The sequence below is a fragment of the Saccharothrix hoggarensis genome, assembly GCF_042678885.1.
GTDB classification, from domain to species: domain Bacteria; phylum Actinomycetota; class Actinomycetes; order Mycobacteriales; family Pseudonocardiaceae; genus Actinosynnema; species Actinosynnema hoggarensis.
Genome location: NZ_JBHTLK010000011.1, coordinates 14,769 through 30,825 on the forward strand (window position 1 = coordinate 14,769; position 16,057 = coordinate 30,825).

The 16,057-nt window shown below is 71.6% G+C and carries 17 protein-coding genes; 15 read left to right on the plus strand and 2 right to left on the minus strand.

Translation table 11 applies throughout. From position 1 onward, the window contains the following. Positions 1–35 precede the first annotated feature (35 nt). The gene (locus tag ACFQ3T_RS04240; protein ID WP_380719951.1) at positions 36–572 is read left to right on the plus strand and encodes a DUF3000 domain-containing protein; all 537 of its coding nucleotides are present in this window, start codon (positions 36–38) and stop codon (positions 570–572) included. A gap of 145 nt (positions 573–717) precedes the next feature. Here ACFQ3T_RS04240 and ACFQ3T_RS04245 read toward each other — a convergent pair whose 3' ends face one another. After that, complete coding sequence (locus tag ACFQ3T_RS04245; RefSeq protein WP_380719953.1) at positions 718–1,881, minus strand: dipeptidase; 1,164 nt, start codon at positions 1,879–1,881, stop codon at positions 718–720. A 254-nt stretch (positions 1,882–2,135) separates the two neighbouring features. Here ACFQ3T_RS04245 and ACFQ3T_RS04250 point away from each other — a divergent pair, with 254 nt between their 5' ends. Both ACFQ3T_RS04250 and ACFQ3T_RS04255 read left to right on the plus strand, forming a co-directional pair. Continuing rightward, positions 2,136–2,852 (plus strand): response regulator, encoded by a 717-nt coding sequence (locus ACFQ3T_RS04250; RefSeq protein ID WP_015099292.1) that lies wholly within the window; start codon positions 2,136–2,138, stop codon positions 2,850–2,852. Positions 2,853–2,919: 67 nt separating this feature from the next. After that, the gene (locus tag ACFQ3T_RS04255) at positions 2,920–4,167 is read left to right on the plus strand and encodes an HRDC domain-containing protein (protein ID WP_380719955.1); all 1,248 of its coding nucleotides are present in this window, start codon (positions 2,920–2,922) and stop codon (positions 4,165–4,167) included. Between the two features lies 1 nt (position 4,168). Here ACFQ3T_RS04255 and ACFQ3T_RS04260 read toward each other — a convergent pair whose 3' ends face one another. After that, positions 4,169–4,969: a MerR family transcriptional regulator gene (locus ACFQ3T_RS04260; protein ID WP_380719958.1), complete on the minus strand. Its 801-nt coding sequence runs from the start codon at positions 4,967–4,969 to the stop codon at positions 4,169–4,171. 84 nt (positions 4,970–5,053) lie between these two features. Between ACFQ3T_RS04260 and ACFQ3T_RS04265 the strand changes: the two genes are divergently transcribed. The 12 genes from ACFQ3T_RS04265 to ACFQ3T_RS04320 all read left to right on the plus strand — a co-directional run bounded on the left by ACFQ3T_RS04265 (position 5,054) and on the right by ACFQ3T_RS04320 (position 15,992). Continuing rightward, positions 5,054–5,962 carry a hypothetical protein gene (locus tag ACFQ3T_RS04265; protein WP_380719960.1) on the plus strand — a complete coding sequence of 303 codons (909 nt, stop codon included), beginning with the start codon at positions 5,054–5,056 and terminating at the stop codon, positions 5,960–5,962. Further along, the gene (locus ACFQ3T_RS04270; protein WP_380719962.1) at positions 5,959–6,408 is read left to right on the plus strand and encodes an ABA4-like family protein; all 450 of its coding nucleotides are present in this window, start codon (positions 5,959–5,961) and stop codon (positions 6,406–6,408) included. The genes ACFQ3T_RS04265 and ACFQ3T_RS04270 overlap by 4 nt, the downstream gene beginning before the upstream one ends. Before the next feature lie 84 nt (positions 6,409–6,492). Further along, positions 6,493–7,713, plus strand: coding sequence for a thiolase family protein (locus tag ACFQ3T_RS04275; protein WP_380719964.1), 1,221 nt, complete (start codon positions 6,493–6,495; stop codon positions 7,711–7,713). Continuing rightward, positions 7,710–9,821, plus strand: coding sequence for a 3-hydroxyacyl-CoA dehydrogenase NAD-binding domain-containing protein (locus ACFQ3T_RS04280; RefSeq protein WP_380719966.1), 2,112 nt, complete (start codon positions 7,710–7,712; stop codon positions 9,819–9,821). The genes ACFQ3T_RS04275 and ACFQ3T_RS04280 overlap by 4 nt, the downstream gene beginning before the upstream one ends. A 624-nt stretch (positions 9,822–10,445) precedes the next feature. Then, a complete protein-coding gene (locus tag ACFQ3T_RS04285) occupies positions 10,446–10,751 on the plus strand; it encodes a PE domain-containing protein (RefSeq protein ID WP_380719968.1) in 306 nt (101 codons plus the stop codon). Beyond that, positions 10,748–11,338: a DUF3558 domain-containing protein gene (locus ACFQ3T_RS04290; RefSeq protein WP_380719970.1), complete on the plus strand. Its 591-nt coding sequence runs from the start codon at positions 10,748–10,750 to the stop codon at positions 11,336–11,338. The genes ACFQ3T_RS04285 and ACFQ3T_RS04290 overlap by 4 nt, the downstream gene beginning before the upstream one ends. 10 nt (positions 11,339–11,348) lie before the next feature. Then, positions 11,349–12,647, plus strand: coding sequence for a PPE family protein (locus ACFQ3T_RS04295; protein ID WP_380719972.1), 1,299 nt, complete (start codon positions 11,349–11,351; stop codon positions 12,645–12,647). After that, positions 12,644–13,438 (plus strand): ESX secretion-associated protein EspG, encoded by a 795-nt coding sequence (locus ACFQ3T_RS04300; RefSeq protein ID WP_380719974.1) that lies wholly within the window; start codon positions 12,644–12,646, stop codon positions 13,436–13,438. The genes ACFQ3T_RS04295 and ACFQ3T_RS04300 overlap by 4 nt, the downstream gene beginning before the upstream one ends. Positions 13,439–13,706: 268 nt before the next feature. After that, positions 13,707–14,408 carry a hypothetical protein gene (locus ACFQ3T_RS04305; RefSeq protein ID WP_380719976.1) on the plus strand — a complete coding sequence of 234 codons (702 nt, stop codon included), beginning with the start codon at positions 13,707–13,709 and terminating at the stop codon, positions 14,406–14,408. After that, entirely contained in the window at positions 14,405–14,731 is a 327-nt protein-coding gene (locus tag ACFQ3T_RS04310) for a hypothetical protein (RefSeq protein ID WP_380719979.1), read from the plus strand. The genes ACFQ3T_RS04305 and ACFQ3T_RS04310 overlap by 4 nt, the downstream gene beginning before the upstream one ends. Then, on the plus strand, positions 14,728–15,492 hold the full coding sequence (locus ACFQ3T_RS04315) for a hypothetical protein (RefSeq protein ID WP_380719981.1): 765 nt from the start codon (positions 14,728–14,730) through the stop codon (positions 15,490–15,492). The genes ACFQ3T_RS04310 and ACFQ3T_RS04315 overlap by 4 nt, the downstream gene beginning before the upstream one ends. Then, complete coding sequence (locus tag ACFQ3T_RS04320; protein ID WP_380719983.1) at positions 15,489–15,992, plus strand: hypothetical protein; 504 nt, start codon at positions 15,489–15,491, stop codon at positions 15,990–15,992. The genes ACFQ3T_RS04315 and ACFQ3T_RS04320 overlap by 4 nt, the downstream gene beginning before the upstream one ends. Positions 15,993–16,057 lie beyond the last annotated feature (65 nt).

Sequence of the window (16,057 nt, forward strand, 5' to 3'; positions counted from 1 at the left end):
CACTTTCCGAGGTTTAGGGGCCTACAGTCCGTGGTGTGACGGAGCCCGAACTGTTCCAGCGGGCGGTGGCGACGCTCCGGTCGGTGCGAACCCGGCCCGAACTGGAGTTGACCGAGGTGCGCCCGCCCCAACGGCTGGCCCCTTGGTCGTTCGCGTTGACCGCGGAGGTGACCGGGCCCGCCGACGAGCTGTCCACCGGACGGCTGGTGCTGCTGCACGACCCCGACGGGGTCGAGGCGTGGTCGGGCGTGTTCCGGCTGGTGGCGTACGTGCGGGTGGAGCTGGACGCCGAGCTGGCCGCCGACCCCCTGCTCCCCGAGGTCGGCTGGTCGTGGCTGGTCGAGGCGCTGGAGGAGTCGGGCGCCGCGTTCGTCGCCCTGGGCGGCACGGTCACCCAGACGTCGTCGGCGAGGTTCGGCGACATCGCCGGCCCGGCGCGCACGGACGACCTCGAACTCCGCGCCTCCTGGACCGCCCGGACCGCCGACCTGGCCGCCCACGGCGCCGCCTTCTACGACCTCATGGCCACCGCCGTCGGCCTGCCCCCGGTGGGCGTGAGCACGCTGCGCTGACCGCGGGCCAAGCGCGGTCGGCGTCGGTCCTCGGCGTCGGTCATGGGCACCGGTCATGGGCACCGGTCATGGGCACCGGTCATGGGCACCGGTCGTCGGCGTTGACACCGGCCGTTGACGGCGGTCGTCGGCGTTGGCGTTGGCGTCAGTCGTTGGCGCGGAGGACGCGCAGGGCGTTCAGGCCGGCGAGCTTGGCGCAGTCGTCCTCGCTCCACCCCCGGTCCAGCAGCGCGCCGATCAACGCCGGGTAGCACGACACGTCGCCCATCCCCTCCGGCAGGTAGCGCGTCCCGTCGTAGTCGCCGCCCAGCCCGATGTGGTCGATGCCGGCCACCTCCCGCGCGTGCTCGACGTGCGCCACCACGTCGTCCATGGTCACGCGCGGGGTCGGGCCGCCGGCCTGCCAGGAGTCGATGAACCGGTGCCGGGCGTCGAGGTCGTTGTGGTTCTCCCCCGCCGCCTCCATCGCCTCCTTCAGCCGGGCGTCCCACTCGGCGTAGGGCTGCGACACGAAGTGGGGCACGAACGTCACCATGCAGATCCCGCCGTTGCCCGCGAGCCTGGCCAGGACGTCGTCCGGCACGTTGCGCGGGTGGTCGGCGACCGCCCGGCACGACGAGTGGCTGAACATGACCGGCCGGGACGACACGTCGAGCGCGTCCCGCATGGTGGTCGGCGCGACGTGCGACAGGTCGACGACCATCCCGATCCGGTTCATCTCCCGCACCACGTCCCGCCCGAACGGCGACAAGCCGCCGTGCACGGGCTCGTCGGTAGCCGCGTCGGCCCACGGCGTGTTCTCGTTGTGCGTGAGCGTCATGTACCGGACGCCGAGCCGGCGCAACGCGCGCAGCACGCCCAGCGACCCGTTGATGCTGTGGCCGCCCTCCGCGCCGATCAGCGACGCTATCCGCCCGTCCCGGAACGCCCGTTCGGCCTCGTCGGCGGTGGTCGCGACGCGGAGGTGGTCGGGGTGGCGCGCGGCGAGGGCGTGGACCAGCTCCACCTGCTCCAGCACGGCGGTGACGGCTGCATCGCCCGCCAGTCGGCAGGGGACCCAGACGGACCAGAACTGCATCCCCAACCGGCCCTCGCGCGCGCGGACCAGGTCGGTCTGCAGCTCGCGCCGAACCGTCGTCAGGTCGACGACGGACACGGCGTCCACGGGGTCGCCCGGCGTTGACTTTTCACCGAATTGCCCCTCGGCGGCGAGATCGCGCAACGCCCACGGCAGGTCGTTGTGCCCGTCGACGAGCGGCACGCGTGCCAGCAGTTCCTCCGCGCGGACTCGACCCGTGGTGCTCGCCACCCGCAACTCCTAGATGTCGTCGTGAGATCCGCTCGCGTTACGCGACCTATCCAGTTGTCAGCCGATCGTGTGACAACGGGGGCCATCAGTGACAACTCATTCGGGATAGATACCCGATTGATCGTCCCGTAGACCCGCTTGGGCGGCTACGCTGCCCCAGACGACACCACTTTCGGTCGATCAGTGGCGCGGCTGATTGGACGAAAGTCCCGGTGCCGGTCGGGGGGCACGACCGACTCCAGGGAGGTAGTGACGTGGCTGCCGTCGGCTTAGGTCAGGCCGTTCGTACCACGCCAGCCGGCTCGTTGCCGGCGAACATGGTCCCGCACCCGCGGGAGGAGCTTTTTTCAGTGCTGGTGGTCGACGACCACCCACTGCTGAGGGAGGCGATATCGGCTCGGCTCACCCAGATGGGAGCCGGGACAGTGCATGAGGCGGCTTCGGTTGCGGAGGCTCGGGCGCGGGCACTCGCGACCGGACCGTGCGACCTCGCGATCCTCGATCTGGGTCTGCCGGATGGCACCGGCATCGACCTGGTCACGGAACTCCGTGCCCAGGGCTGGCCCCGCATCGTGGTCCTCGCGTCCTCCGACGACCCCTACGCGGTCAGGTCGGCCTTCCAGGCAGGCGCTCAGGCGTACCTGCTGAAGTCCGCCTCGCCGATGGTGGTCACCGACGGTGTGCGCAGGGTCCTCGACGGCGGCGTCTACGCGGACCCGAGCGTCGCGCCCGTGCTCGCCGCGGGCACGAGGGTGCCGGGCACCGACAACACGCCGCGGGAACTGTCCGCGCGTGAGGTCGAGGTCCTCCAGCTGGTCGCCGATGGCCAGAGCAACAAGGAGATCGGCGAAGCGCTCAGCCTTTCCGCGCTGACGGTGAAGTCCCACCTGTCGCGGATCGGGCGCAAGCTGGGCACCGGGGATCGGGCTCAGATGGTGGCGCTGGCCATGCGTGCCGGCGTGATCCGCTGAGCAGGTCGGCACACTGAACCGGCCGAACACACCCGCGAGTGGTGCGTTCGTCGTAGGGTCTTCCGCCGTGGACGTACCCTCCGACGAGCCAACCGAACCAACCGGTGCTGAGCCGGTGCCGCTGGTGGAACCCGCTGACGGTGTTCCGCCTGTCGTCGCCGACGCATCGTCGCTCCGGCGTGCCGCTGAGGCGCTCGCCGGGGCGACGGGCCCGGTTGCGGTGGACACCGAGCGAGCCTCGGGATACCGCTACTCGCAACGTGCCTACCTGGTGCAACTGCGCCGGGAAGGCGCCGGGACCGTGCTGGTCGACCCGATCGCCCTCGGCGGTCGCCTCGACCCGCTGGTCCAGGCGCTGGACGGGACCGAGTGGGTGCTGCACGCGGCGTCGCAAGACCTGCCGTGCCTCGCCGAACTCGGGCTGCGTCCGAGCGCGTTGTTCGACACCGAGCTGGCGGGCAGGCTGGCCGGGTTCGAGCGGGTGGCGCTGGGCACGCTCGTCGAGCGGCTGTTGGGCTACCGGTTGGAGAAGGGGCACGGTGCGGCCGACTGGTCGCGCCGCCCCCTTCCCGCCGACTGGCTGAACTACGCCGCCCTCGACGTCGAACTGCTGGTCGAGCTGCGTGACGTGCTCGAACAGGAGCTCAAGCGGCAGGGGAAGCTGGAGTGGGCCCTCGAGGAGTTCGAGGCCGCCCGCCTGGCGCCCCTGCCGCGCCCGCGCGCGGAGCCGTGGCGCCGCACGTCGGGCATCCACCGCATCCGCAACCCCCGTCAGCTCGCCGCCGTGCGGGCGCTGTGGGAGGCGCGGGACGCGCTGGCCCGGGAACGCGACATCGCGCCGGGTCGGGTGCTGCCGGACGCGGCGCTGGTCGACGCGGCCGTGCGCGGCCCGGCCGACGAGGCCGCCCTCCTCGCCCTCCCGGTCTTCCGGGGACGGGCGCAACGACGCATGGTGGGCGTGTGGCTGGGCGCGTTGCAGCGCGCCGCCGCGCTGCCGAAGTCCGAGCTGCCGGAACCGTCGCAGCAGCACGACGGCCCGCCGCCCGCCAACCGCTGGGCCGACAAGGACCCGGCGGCCGCGGCGAGGCTCGCCGCCGCGCGCACCGCGTTGACCGCGGTGGCCGAGGCGAACAACCTGCCGGTCGAGAACCTGCTGCTGCCGGACCTGGTGCGGCGCACGTGCTGGCAGCCGCCGGCGGACGTCTCGCCGGAGGGCGTCGCGGCGGCGTTGCGCGAGGGCGGTGCGCGGACGTGGCAGATCACGCTGACCGCGGACGTCCTCTCCGAGGCGCTGACGCCCAGTCCCGAGCCGTAGTTCAGGGCCTCCCGGGGTCGGCGCCGTCCGACCCCGGGCCTGAGCCCTCCCTGGCCGACCCCGGGCCTGACCCTTCGCCGGCCGACCCCGGGCCTGAGCCTTCGCCGGCCGATCCAGCGCCTGGCCCGTCCCCGGCCGCCCCTGGGCCCGGTGCCTCCTCAGCCGACCCCGTGGCCGCCTCCTCCGCCGCACGCAGCCCGGACAGCTCACGTCGCGCCAGCGCGCGCACGGCGGCCATCGCCGCGTCACCCAGCACGGTCCCCACGACGACGCCCTCCAGCGCCTCGTCCTTCGACCCCGCGGCCAGCACGTAGTCGAGGTCGGCCTCGGCCAGCGGCACGGCGGCGCGCGCGAACCCGTCCAGCAGGTCCGCGAACCCGTCGTGCCCGACGTCCCGCGCCGTGGCCAGCACGCCGACGAGCGCCCTGAACGCGTACGACTCGGGCCGGCAGCGCCACCCCTGCCGGTCCAGGAACTCCTGGACCTGCCGGTGCGCCACCTCGTCGTCCCGGCCGAGGTCGGGCGGCGCCACGGCGGCCGAGATCGTCCCCATCGCCTTGTGCAGGGACTTCTCCGGGTCGTCCAGCGCGCCGAGCACCTCGCGCACCGCCGCGATCGACAGCCCGCCGAGCTCGACCATGGCCCGCACGAGCCGCAGCCGGCGCAGGTGGTCGTCGCCGTACCGGGCCTGGTTGGGGCTGGTCAGCTCACCGGCCGGGAGCAGGCCTTCCCGCAGGTAGTACTTGATCGTCGGCACCGGCACACCGCTGCGGCGGCTCAACTCGGCGATGCGCACGGACACGCCCCTTCCTGAGACGACCCTCAGAGCGGATAGAGTAACTATCCGATAGTAGAAAGTGCTGCTATCCATCCTTAGGAGTCGTTCATGACCCGCTTCCTCCGGTGGCACCCGCCGCTCATGCTGTTCGCCCTGCTCATGGGGGTCGTCACCCTGGTCTCGCTCGCCGGCCTGGTCGTCGACGACCGGACGCTGATCGGCGCCCCGATCTGGTTCAAGCCGTTCAAGTTCGCCGTGTCCTTCGTCCTCTACAGCGTCACGCTGGCCTGGATGCTCACCCTCGCCACGCGCTTCCGCCGACTCGGCTGGTGGGCGGGCACGGTCGTCGCCGCGGCGAGCGCCGTCGAGATGGTGGTCATCATCGGCCAGGTCGTCCGCGGCAGGCGGAGCCACTTCAACACCGCCACGCCGTTCGACGACCTGCTGTGGGACATCATGACCTACAGCGTCCTGGCGCTCTGGATCATGCACGCCCTGATCGCGGTGGCCCTGCTGTTCACCAGGTTCGCGGACCGCGCGACGGGCCTGGCGGTCCGGCTCGGCCTGTTCCTCGCGCTCGTCGGGCTGGGCCTGGGCATCCTCATGGCGCAGCAGCGGAACGCGGAGGACGTCGCCGAGGGCATCCGGGGCGCGCACAGCGTCGGCGTCCGGGACGGCGGCCCCGAGATGGCGCTGACGGGGTGGAGCACCACGGGCGGCGACCTCCGCGTGCCCCACTTCGTCGGCATCCACGCCCTGCAGGTCGTCCCGCTGGTCGTGCTGCTGTTCGGCCGGCGCGCGACCCCGAAGCTCGTCTGGGGCCTCGCGATCGGGTACGCGGGCCTGATGGCCCTGGTCACGTGGCAGGCGCTGCGCGGGCAGCCGCTGCTGCGCCCCGACCTGGCCACCGCGCTCGGCGCGCTCGCCGTGGCAACCTGGACCACCGCGGTGGTGGCGAGGTCGCTGCGCGCGACCGATCGCACGGCGGAGCGCACCACGGAGGCGGCACGGGCATGACCGGGTTCCTGTTCCAGCTCACGTTCTGGCTGACGGTGCCGTTCTGGGCGCTGATGGTGTTCGCGCCGACGTGGCCGACGACGGCCCGGGTCGTGGCGTCGCCGCTGATCGCCGTGCCGCCGCTCGTGGTCTACACGGCGCTGGTCGCCGGGCACCTCCCCGAGCTCTGGGCGACGATGAGCAGTCCGGACCTGGGCACGCTGCGGGAGTTCCTGGCCACCTCGTGGGGAGCCTCGGCGCTGTGGGCGCAGGTGATCGCGTGGGACCTGCTGATCGGGGCGTGGATGTACCGGGAGAGCCGCCGGCTGGGGCTGCGCCCGCTGCTGATGGGCCCGCTGCTGGTGTTCACGATCGTCCTGTCCCCGTTCGGGTTCGCGCTGTTCCTGGCCATCCGGGCCCGCTGTGACCGACCCGACAGGGCGACCACGGTGGTTACCGACCAGTAACAGGCGCTAGAGTTGGGTTACCGATCGGTAGGAGTCGCGCCCGACCCGCTCGGGCGAATCGTCACCACAAGCGGAGGAGACGCCGTGGCCGCACCAGTAGCGCCGGCACGCGTTCGTAACGTGGTCTTCGTCGACGGCGTGCGCACGCCGTTCGGCAAGGCCGGCCCCAAGGGAATCTTCGCGGAGACCCGTGCCGACGACCTGGTCGTCAAGGTGATCCGCGAGCTGCTGCGCCGCCACCCCGAGCTGCCGCCGGAGCGGGTCGACGAGGTGGCCATCGCGGCCACCACGCAGACCGGCGACCAGGGCCTCACCATCGGGCGCACCGCGGCGCTGCTCGCGGGCCTGCCCAAGTCGGTGCCCGGCTACGCCATCGACCGCATGTGCGCGGGCGCGATGACGGCCGTGACGACGTCCGCGAGCGGCATCGCGTTCGGCGCCTACGACGTGGTCATCGCGGGCGGCGTCGAGCACATGGGCCGCCACCCGATGGGCGAGGGCGTCGACCCGAACCCGCGGTTCCTGTCCGACAAGATCGTGGACCCGTCCGCGCTCGTCATGGGCTCGACGGCGGAGAACCTGCACGACCGGTTCCCGCACATCACCAAGGAGCGCACGGACGCGTTCGCGGCCGCCTCGCAGGCCAAGTACGCCGACGCGGTGAAGAACGGCAAGATCGGCCCGGAGTTCGTGCCGGTCGCGACCCGGTCCGCCGAGCACGGCTGGGGCCTCGCCACCGCCGACGAGCCGCCGCGCCCCGGCACCACCGTCGAGGACCTGGCGAAGCTGAAGACGCCGTTCCGGCCGCACGGCCGGGTCACCGCGGGCAACGCGGCGGGCCTCAACGACGGCGCCACCGGCTGCATCCTGGCCGAGGAGGAGACCGCGCGCGAGCTGGGCCTGCCCGTCGGCATGCGGCTCGTGGGCTACTCGTTCATGGGCGTCGAGCCCGAGGTCATGGGCGTCGGCCCGGTGCCCGCCACCGAGAAGGCCCTCAAGCGCGCCGGCCTCACCATCGAGGACATCGGCCTGTTCGAGATCAACGAGGCGTTCGCCGTGCAGGTGCTCGCCTTCCTCGACCACTTCGGCATCGCCGACGACGACCCGCGCGTCAACCAGTGGGGTGGCGCGATCGCCACCGGCCACCCGCTCGCGTCGTCCGGCGTGCGCCTGATGACCCAGCTGTCGCGGCAGTTCGCCGAGCGCCCCGACGTGCGCTACGGCATCACCACCATGTGCATCGGCATCGGCATGGGCGGCACCGTGATCTGGGAGAACCCGCACTGGAACGGAGAAGCCAAGTGACCGCGTTGACCGCCGACGAGGCCAAGGCCCTGTTCCCCGACGAGGTCGTGACCCACGCCCGCACCAGGTTCGTCTCCGTGCCCGGTGTCGACGGCAAGGTCGCGCTGATCACCATCGACAACGGCCACGACCACACCCGGCCGTCCACGTTCGGCCCGCAGTCGCTCGTCAGCCTCAGCGCGGCGTTCGACGAGGCCGCGGCCGCCTCCCCGGCCGCGATCGCGGTCACCGGCAAGCCGTTCATCTTCGCCGTGGGCGCGGACCTGACGGCCGTCGAGGGCGCCACCGAGCGGTCGCAGGCCGTGACCATCGGCCAACTCGGGCACGACGTGTTCCGCAAGTTCACCGACTCGCCCGTGCCGACCTTCGCGTTCGTCAACGGCGCGGTCATGGGCGGCGGCCTGGAGCTGGCGCTGTCGTGCCACTACCGGACGCTGACGTCCAACGCGGCGGCCATCGCGCTGCCCGAGGTGTTCCTCGGCCTGTTCCCCGGCTGGGGCGGCACGCAGCTGCTGCCGAACCTGATCGGCCCGAACGACGCGGTCACCGTGATCTTCGAGAACGCGTTGAACCAGAACAAGATGCTCAAGCCGAAGCAGGCGCTCGACCTGGGCATCGTGGACGTGCTGTTCGACTCGGCCGACTACCTGGAGCAGTCGCTGCTGTGGCTGGCCTCGGTGGTGCGCGGCGACGTCGTGCCCGCTCGCCGTGAGATCGACCGCGGCGAGGGCTGGGACGCGGCCGTGGCGCGCGCTCGGGCCATCGTCGAGGGCAAGACCAAGGGCGCCGCGCCGGGTGCGCTGAAGGCCCTGGAGCTGCTGGAGCTGGCCCGCGCCAACGACCTGGACGCCGGGTACGCGGCGGAGACCGAGGCGCTGGCGGACGTCGTGATGAGCGACGAGCTGCGGGCCGGGCTGTACTCGTTCAACCTGGTGCAGAAGCGGGCCAAGCGGCCGGCGGGCGCGCCGGACAAGTCGTTGGCGCGCAAGGTCACCAAGGTCGGCATCGTCGGCGCGGGCCTGATGGCGTCGCAGATGGCGCTGCTGTTCGCGCGGCGGCTGGAGGTGCCGGTGGTGCTCACCGACATCGACCAGGCGCGCGTGGACAAGGGCGTCGGGTACGTGCACGCCGAGGTGGACAAGCTGCTCGGCAAGAAGCGCGTCTCGCCCGACCAGGCGAACCGGCTGAAGGCCCTGGTGAGCGGTTCGCTGGACAAGGCGGCGTTCGCGGACGCCGACTTCGTCATCGAGGCCGTGTTCGAGGACCTGGGCGTCAAGCAGAAGGTGTTCGCCGAGGTCGAGGAGCACGTCTCCCCCGAGGCCGTGCTGGCGACCAACACGTCGTCGCTGTCGATCACCGAGATGGCGTCGGGCCTGAAGCACCCCGAGCGGGTCGTGGGCTTCCACTTCTTCAACCCGGTCGCGGTCATGCCTCTCCTGGAGATCGTGCGCGCCGGCCAGACCGACGACGCGACGCTCGCGACCGCGTTCGCGGTGGGCAAGCAGCTCAAGAAGTCGTCCGTGCTGGTGAAGGACGCCCCGGCGTTCGTCGTGAACCGGCTGCTGACGCGGTTCATGGGCGAGGTCGTGAAGTCGATCGACGAGGGCACGCCGTTCGAGGTGGCGGACAAGGCCACCGAGCCGCTGGGCCTGCCCATGTCGCCGCTCATCCTGCTGCAGCTCGTCGGCCCCGCCGTCGCGCTCCACGTGGCCGAGACCATGAACCGCGCGTTCCCCGACCGGTTCGGCGTGTCGGAGAACATGAAGGAGTTCGTGGCCGCCGGCAAGACCGCCGTGTACCAGTGGGACTCCGCGGGCAAGCAGTCCGTCGACCCCGAGGTGCAGGAGCTGTGGGCGTTCGGCGACAAGCCGTTGACCGGTGAGGAGGTCTTCGCGCGGGCGCTCGAAGCGCTCGCCGAGGAGATCCGCATCATGCTCGACGAGGGCGTGGTGGCCGAGGCGCAGGACATCGACCTGTGCATGCTGCTCGGCGCCGGCTGGCCGTTCTGGCTGGGCGGCATCACCCCGTACCTCGACCGTTCGGGCATCTCGGAGAAGGTGACGGGCAAGCGCTTCCTCGCGCCCGGCGTCGCCTCCGTGCCTGCCTGATCCTGATCGCACGCCTACCGCGCCCCGGTCGCCTCTTCGGCAGCCGGGGCGTGGTGCTTTCCGAGGGCCTGTGCCGGAGCCCGCGGCGGCGCCCTGCTCTCAGCCACCGCCTGACTCAGGCGAGTGAACGGCGTCGATCCGAACGCGCCGGGCCAGAACCAATCAGGTGGAATTTCCCGCTCGCAGTCGAACACGCGTGCGTTATTGGCCGGGCGTCCGTTCCGGACCTGTGGTCACGAGAGGCGAACGTTTCACCCCACAGAAGCGTTAACGTGAAGATCGGACCTTTCCGGCGTGATGGCGACCCGTGCTTCGCAAGGGAACCAGAAGAGCAGCCCAAATGCCGTAGTTCTGCTCTACCCGGCCGCAGGCGGCACACCGGTAACGACCAACACCGCTTACGTCGACCGGCCGAGTCAATAGACAGTCAGTAGTCGTGTACGCCATTCAGGGGGCGCACGCGAACTGCGGACCATCACGTTGTCCCCCATGAGAACCTGTATACGCACAGTCACGCCTTGACCCACATGTGAGCCGTTCTCGCGAGGGGGAGGGGGCACCATGCCGTATCAGCGTGCCGACGGATCAGGGGGATCTCCAGCACCGGCCTCGACCAGCATGCAGGTGGAACCGGAGAAGGTGCTGGACCTGATACGTCGCTACGAGGACGTCCGCAACGACGTGTTGGACTTCTTGGACGCGCACCGGGATTCCCTTTTCGGACGTCCGCTCGCCGATGACGAGATCTCCGCGGACGCCGCCAAGGTGTTCACCGACCATTCGACGCTCGCGCTCGACGTCACGAACAAATTCCTGGCCGAGTTGAATGCCAACATCGAGCAGCTGCTCGCGGCGGCACGGACGTATGGTCTTGTCGAGGACGGCAACACCGAGGCGATCCACAAGATCCACGAGGTCGCCGACCGATGAGGCCCCGGACAGCGGAGCTCGGTGTTGTTCTCTGCGCGGCGGCGGTTGTCGTGCTCGTCGCCGGGTGCAGCAAGACGATTTCCGGCATCCCGCTCCCGGCCGGTGGCGCTGGCGCTTTTCCGGGCACGTCGCCTTCGTCCGTCTCGTCGCCGGACCGACCACGTGAGATCAAGCTCGACGGCGCGGAGCCCTGTGGCCTGCTGACCGAGGAGCAGCTGCCCGCGTTGCAGATCGACCGGGCGGGGCGGGTCGTGGACAACGACTTCTACCAGACCAAGGGCTGCTCGTGGACCGTCATCGGAGCCAGCAGCCGCCTGGTGCCCGTGACGGCCGAGGGGATCTCGGTGTGGACCGAGGGCAAGCGGGCCGGCCAGGCGGCGGAGATCGATCCGGTGCGGGACTTCCCGGCCATCACGGTGACCCTGCCGAACGACGGAGGCCGCTGTGACGTGATGGTCGACACCGCCGAGGGCCAGTACCTCGTCGCGAGCTTCACGGTCGTGCCCACGTACGAAGACCGCTTCCCCAAACCCTGCGACGGGGCGCGGAAGTTGGCGGAAGCGGCGATGGAGAACCTGCTGAAATAAGGGGGCGGCAATGGCGACCTGGGAGAACGGCTTACGCAGACGCCGAACGGACGGACGCATCGGGAACCACAACTTCGACGCGCAGACGCACCAACAGCTGTACGACAAGATCCACGGTGGCCCCGGCTACCCGGCCGCGCAGACCGTGGACGACGCCTGGGCCAGGTTCCTCACCGTGATGAAGACCGCCCAGGTCGAACTGGAGAGGGCGATCCGCGAGTCCGGCGCGGTGTGGCAGGGCGCGGCGGGCGAGCGGTTCGCCGCCGGCAACACCCCGCTGGTGCAGTGGGCCGAGGACGCCCGCGCCGCCGCGATCGTCACCCGGGAGTCGCTCGAAGCGCAGGCTTTGTCCTATGTGGACGCCAAGGGCAAGATGCCGGAACCCGTCGAGGTGACCTCGACCGCCAACGACGACTTCTGGGGCGTCCCCGCCGGTTTCACGCACCTCGTCGGAGGTCAGACCGACCAGGACGTCGAGGAGGCCCGGGCGCAGGAGGCCAAGCGCCTGGCCGTGGCGGTGATGAACGGCTACCGCGACCGGGCGTCGGCGGCGGTGGAGTCCCTCGGCGAGTTCGTGCCGCCGCCGTCCGTCACCACGCAGGTGGTCGAGCCGGCCGCCGTCGAGCGGAGCGAGGTCGTCCAGACGACCCGGACCACCACCCCGGAGCGCACGCCGACGTCCGATCGGGAAGCGCCCGGCTCGGTCGAGCCGTCCGGCCCGGTGGCGCCGTCGGGTTCGGTGGTGCCGTCGGGTTCGGTGACGCCGGAGGACAAGGACGTCGGCCGCACCGCGACCTCCGCCGTGACGACCCCGTCGGACTCCCCCTCACGGCCGACACCGGGTCCGGTCACGCTGCCCCAGCAGGCGTCCGCTCCCCTGACTTCCGCCGCACCGGTCGGCATCGTTCCGCCTGGGAGCCGGCCCACCGCGTCGTCCCCGAGCCACCCCGGCCGTTCGTCCGGAAAGGCGGCGAGCGGCGGCGGCGCGGGACGTGGAGCGGGCGCGATGAAGCCGTTCTCGCCGGGTCTGCCGGGAGGTGGCCGCGCGGCCCCGGCGCCCGGTCCCGGCGGGTCGACCGGCATCGGCAACGACGCTCAGGTGAACCGCGCGAACGCCGCCGCGACCGTGCGCGGCTCGACGGGCGGCCCTCCGCTCACGGCGGGTCTGGCCGGCGCACCGCAGTCCGCCCAAGCCGACGACGACGTCGAGCACGAGACCGCGCCGTACCTGCAGGAAGTGGACGACGTCTGGGGAGTGGACGCCATCCCGCGCGTCGCACCGCCGGTGATCGGGGAAGACGACCGGTGACGGTCACGCTGTCCCGGTTGGAGTTCGAGCTGTGCTGGGACCACCTGAAGCCGGGCGACTACCCCACGATCCTGTCCATCCCGTCCCACGGCGCCACCGCGGACGAACGCCGTGCGCTCTTCCAGGACGCGTGGCGCGGCCTGGAGGCACGGGGCCTGGCCGCACGGGGCGCCCTCGACGTGCGCCTCGCCGACTGGCTGACCCTGCTGGCCCACCCGGAGCGCGAGGTCGACGCACGGCTGCGCCTCGACGGAGGTCCGCGGGTGCGCGCGGTCGCCGCCGCCGGGCAGGGTCACGCCGTGCTGGCCGTGCTCACCGCCGACGGCCTGAGCCTCGCCGGCATCGACGAGGCCGCGCTGGCCGCGTCGGTGGTGGCCCTGCTGCCGCCGCACCCGACGCCCCGCTCACGGTCGGTCAGCGTGCTCGCCGCCGATCTCGACCGGGCGGCGGCCGTCGCCGGGCAGTCGGTGGCGCGGATGGAGAACGCGTTGCGGGACAGCGGATTGGCTCGTGCGGACGCGCAGAAGATCGCCCAGGTGCTCGGCGGCGTGACGCGCATGGGCCAGTTCGGCGCGGCCGCGCGGTCCGTGCGGCACGGTCGGTTGGGGCCGCGACGGCGCGGCTCGTACGCGGTGTCCTTCTACGACGACGCCGAGGGTCGGTGGCAGTTCACCCGCCGGCCCTCCGGCGACGGCCGGGAGTGGGCCACGCTGAGCCCGGCCGACCACCCCCGGCTCGTTCACGCGGTGGCGGAACTGGTCGCGTCGACCGACGCGGTCTCGGCTCGCTGACCTTCGGCGGACTCCTGATCGAGCTGGTTGGTCAGGAGTTCTGCCATCGTCATGCCCTCCACGGGCTTCTCAGGCGTCACCGGTTCAGCCTAGGGCGACAGCCGGAACGACAACACCGCGATGGCCACGTGGGCGAGGCACGCGGGTCGCTCAGCCGAACGGGTGGAGAACGCACCGACTGACCGGAACCACCGACGATTGCGTACCGATCTCCGGCGAACGCGCGCTACGTTGCGAAATCGTCTGATCACCGACCGCAAGGGGAACCGTGAGCGGCGAATTCAGATTCGGCTTCGAGGAGAACGACGAGGGGGACCAGCCACCACGGCGGTCGCCGGACCAGCCCGACGCGCGGGACGACCTCCTGACGGGCCGCGACCCCGACGGCGTGGTCGCCGTGGCGGTGAACGACGAGGCGGAAGTCCAGTCGGTCACCATCGCGGCGGGGTGGAAGCAGGCCGTGGACCCGCGTGCCCTCGGCGGCGCGGTGGTCCAGGCCGCCAACGCCGCGACCGTGCAGGCGTTGGCCAAGCAGGCGGAACGACCAACGGCGCCTCCGCCGTCACCACCACCCCAGTCGCAGCCGCAGCCGCAGTCGCAGCCGTCCGAGCGCATCACGCCCGAAGACGCGCTGCGGCTGATCGACGCCGTCAACAACGACCTGGACCGGTACACCCAGCGCATGGCCGAGGTCGTGGACCGGCCCACCACCGCGGAGAGCAGGGGAGGTCACGTGCGCGGCACCGCTCGCCGGGGCCAGGTCGTCGCGCTGGACGCCGACCCCGCCTGGACCCACACGGCGAGGGTGAGCGAGATGCAGCACGAATTCCTCGAGGTCCTGCGAACCCTGCACGCCCGCGGCGTCCCCGCCGACCTCGCGCAGGGGCCGCGAAGCTCCGCCATCGCCGAGCTCACCGCACTGATCAGCGATCCGAACACATTGCTGCGCCGAGTGGGGTTGCTGCCATGACCGACGTCTCCGTCGCCCTCGACGCCATGCGGTCCGACGCCATCGCGTGGGCGACCGCCGCCGACAACCTCGACGGTCCCCGCGAAGCGCTGGGCGGGCTCGCGCTGACCGGCGCCGACGTGTCCATGTGGGCGGTCGACAAGGGGTTGGACCGCACCTACAACGACGCCCGGGAAGCCTTGGAGGACTTGCTCGTCCAGGCGACGCAGGCGTTCCGCGGCCTCGGCGAGAGCCTGCACGCGGCGGCGAACACCTATGAGGCGGAAGAGGAAGCCAACCGGCACGCCATGAACAGCATCCACACCGAAGGCGGTGGCCGATGAATCCCCTCGTGCGGGAAGCGCACCGGCAGACCGAGCGGATCGACCAGGAGACCAGGAAGTTCTTCGAGCAGGTCAACAGCGTGATGAGCTGGGTGCCCGCGCCGCTGGAGCACCTGGTCGACCCGATCCTCCGCAACCTGGCGCTGCTCGACCGGAAGCTGCGCGAGTTCTGGGACCGGGTCAACCAACTGCTGGAGCAGCCGGGTGATTCCGACCGGCTCAAGCAGGTCGGCGAGCAGTGGGTGACGCGGGTGGGCGGCGCCCTGGGCGATGTCACCGGCACGATCGGCCTAGACAAGCTCCGCACCACGATCGAGTGGGAGGGCCGCGCGGCCCGCGTCTACCAGGCGACGGTGCCGCCGCAGGCCGCCGGGCTCAACGCGATCAAGGACGTCGCCGGGCAGATGCGCTCGTCGCTCACCAGCCTGGCGAACTCGATCGACACGTTCTGGATCGCGATGGGCCTGGCGCTGGCGGGGTTCGCGATCGCCATCGCGACCGCGGTGGCCGCCGCGTTCACCGTGGTGGGCATCCCGGCGGCGATCGCGGTGATCCTCACCGCGGTGGCCGGCGGGTTCGCCCTCATCACCACGACGGTGCTGGCGCTGGAGTCCCACGTGAACACGATCGAGGTCGAGCAGGCCGCGATCCGGCAGAAGGTGCGGGACCTCGGCTCGACGTGGGCGATGCCGAACACCGCGGACCTGGCCGACGCGAGTGTGACGGACGGGGACGGTTCGGACTGGCGGCCCGGCTCGTGACGCACCCGGGCGGACCGTCGCCGTACCTGTGGCTGCCGGCCGCGCGGGTTCGCGAGGTGCAGGGCCGGTGCGCCGTCCTCGCGGCGGTGGGCCTGGTGGCCAGCCTGGTGCTCGTCTCGGCGATAGTGGGGTTCGGCCGTGCCCTGCCCACCGCGCACCACCCGGTCAACGCCATGGTCTGGGGCGTGGGGTGCGCCTCGGTGATCGGGCCGTTCCTGTCGTCGGTCAGCATCGCCCTGGCCCGGTCCTACACGTGGGGCGAGCAGTTCGACGTCGTCCGGATGTGGCAGGCCCGGCGCGCGTTGACGGGCGGCTGGGTGAGTTCGAGCCTGTTCGTCCCCGTGTCCTGGTTCCTGCTGGTGATGACGGCGCAGAGCGGCAAGGCGCCGGTCGGTCTCAGCGTCGGCGTGCTGGCCTACCTGCTCCTGCTGGCCATGCCTTCCGCGGTGGCGGCCGTCCTCTTCTTCGCCGGACGCGCCGTGCTGCCCGCACCCCGTTGACGTTGTGCAGGTCCGCAGCCTCGGCCCGTCGGAGCCGGTCGAGGTGGGCGGACGCCGCAGAGCAT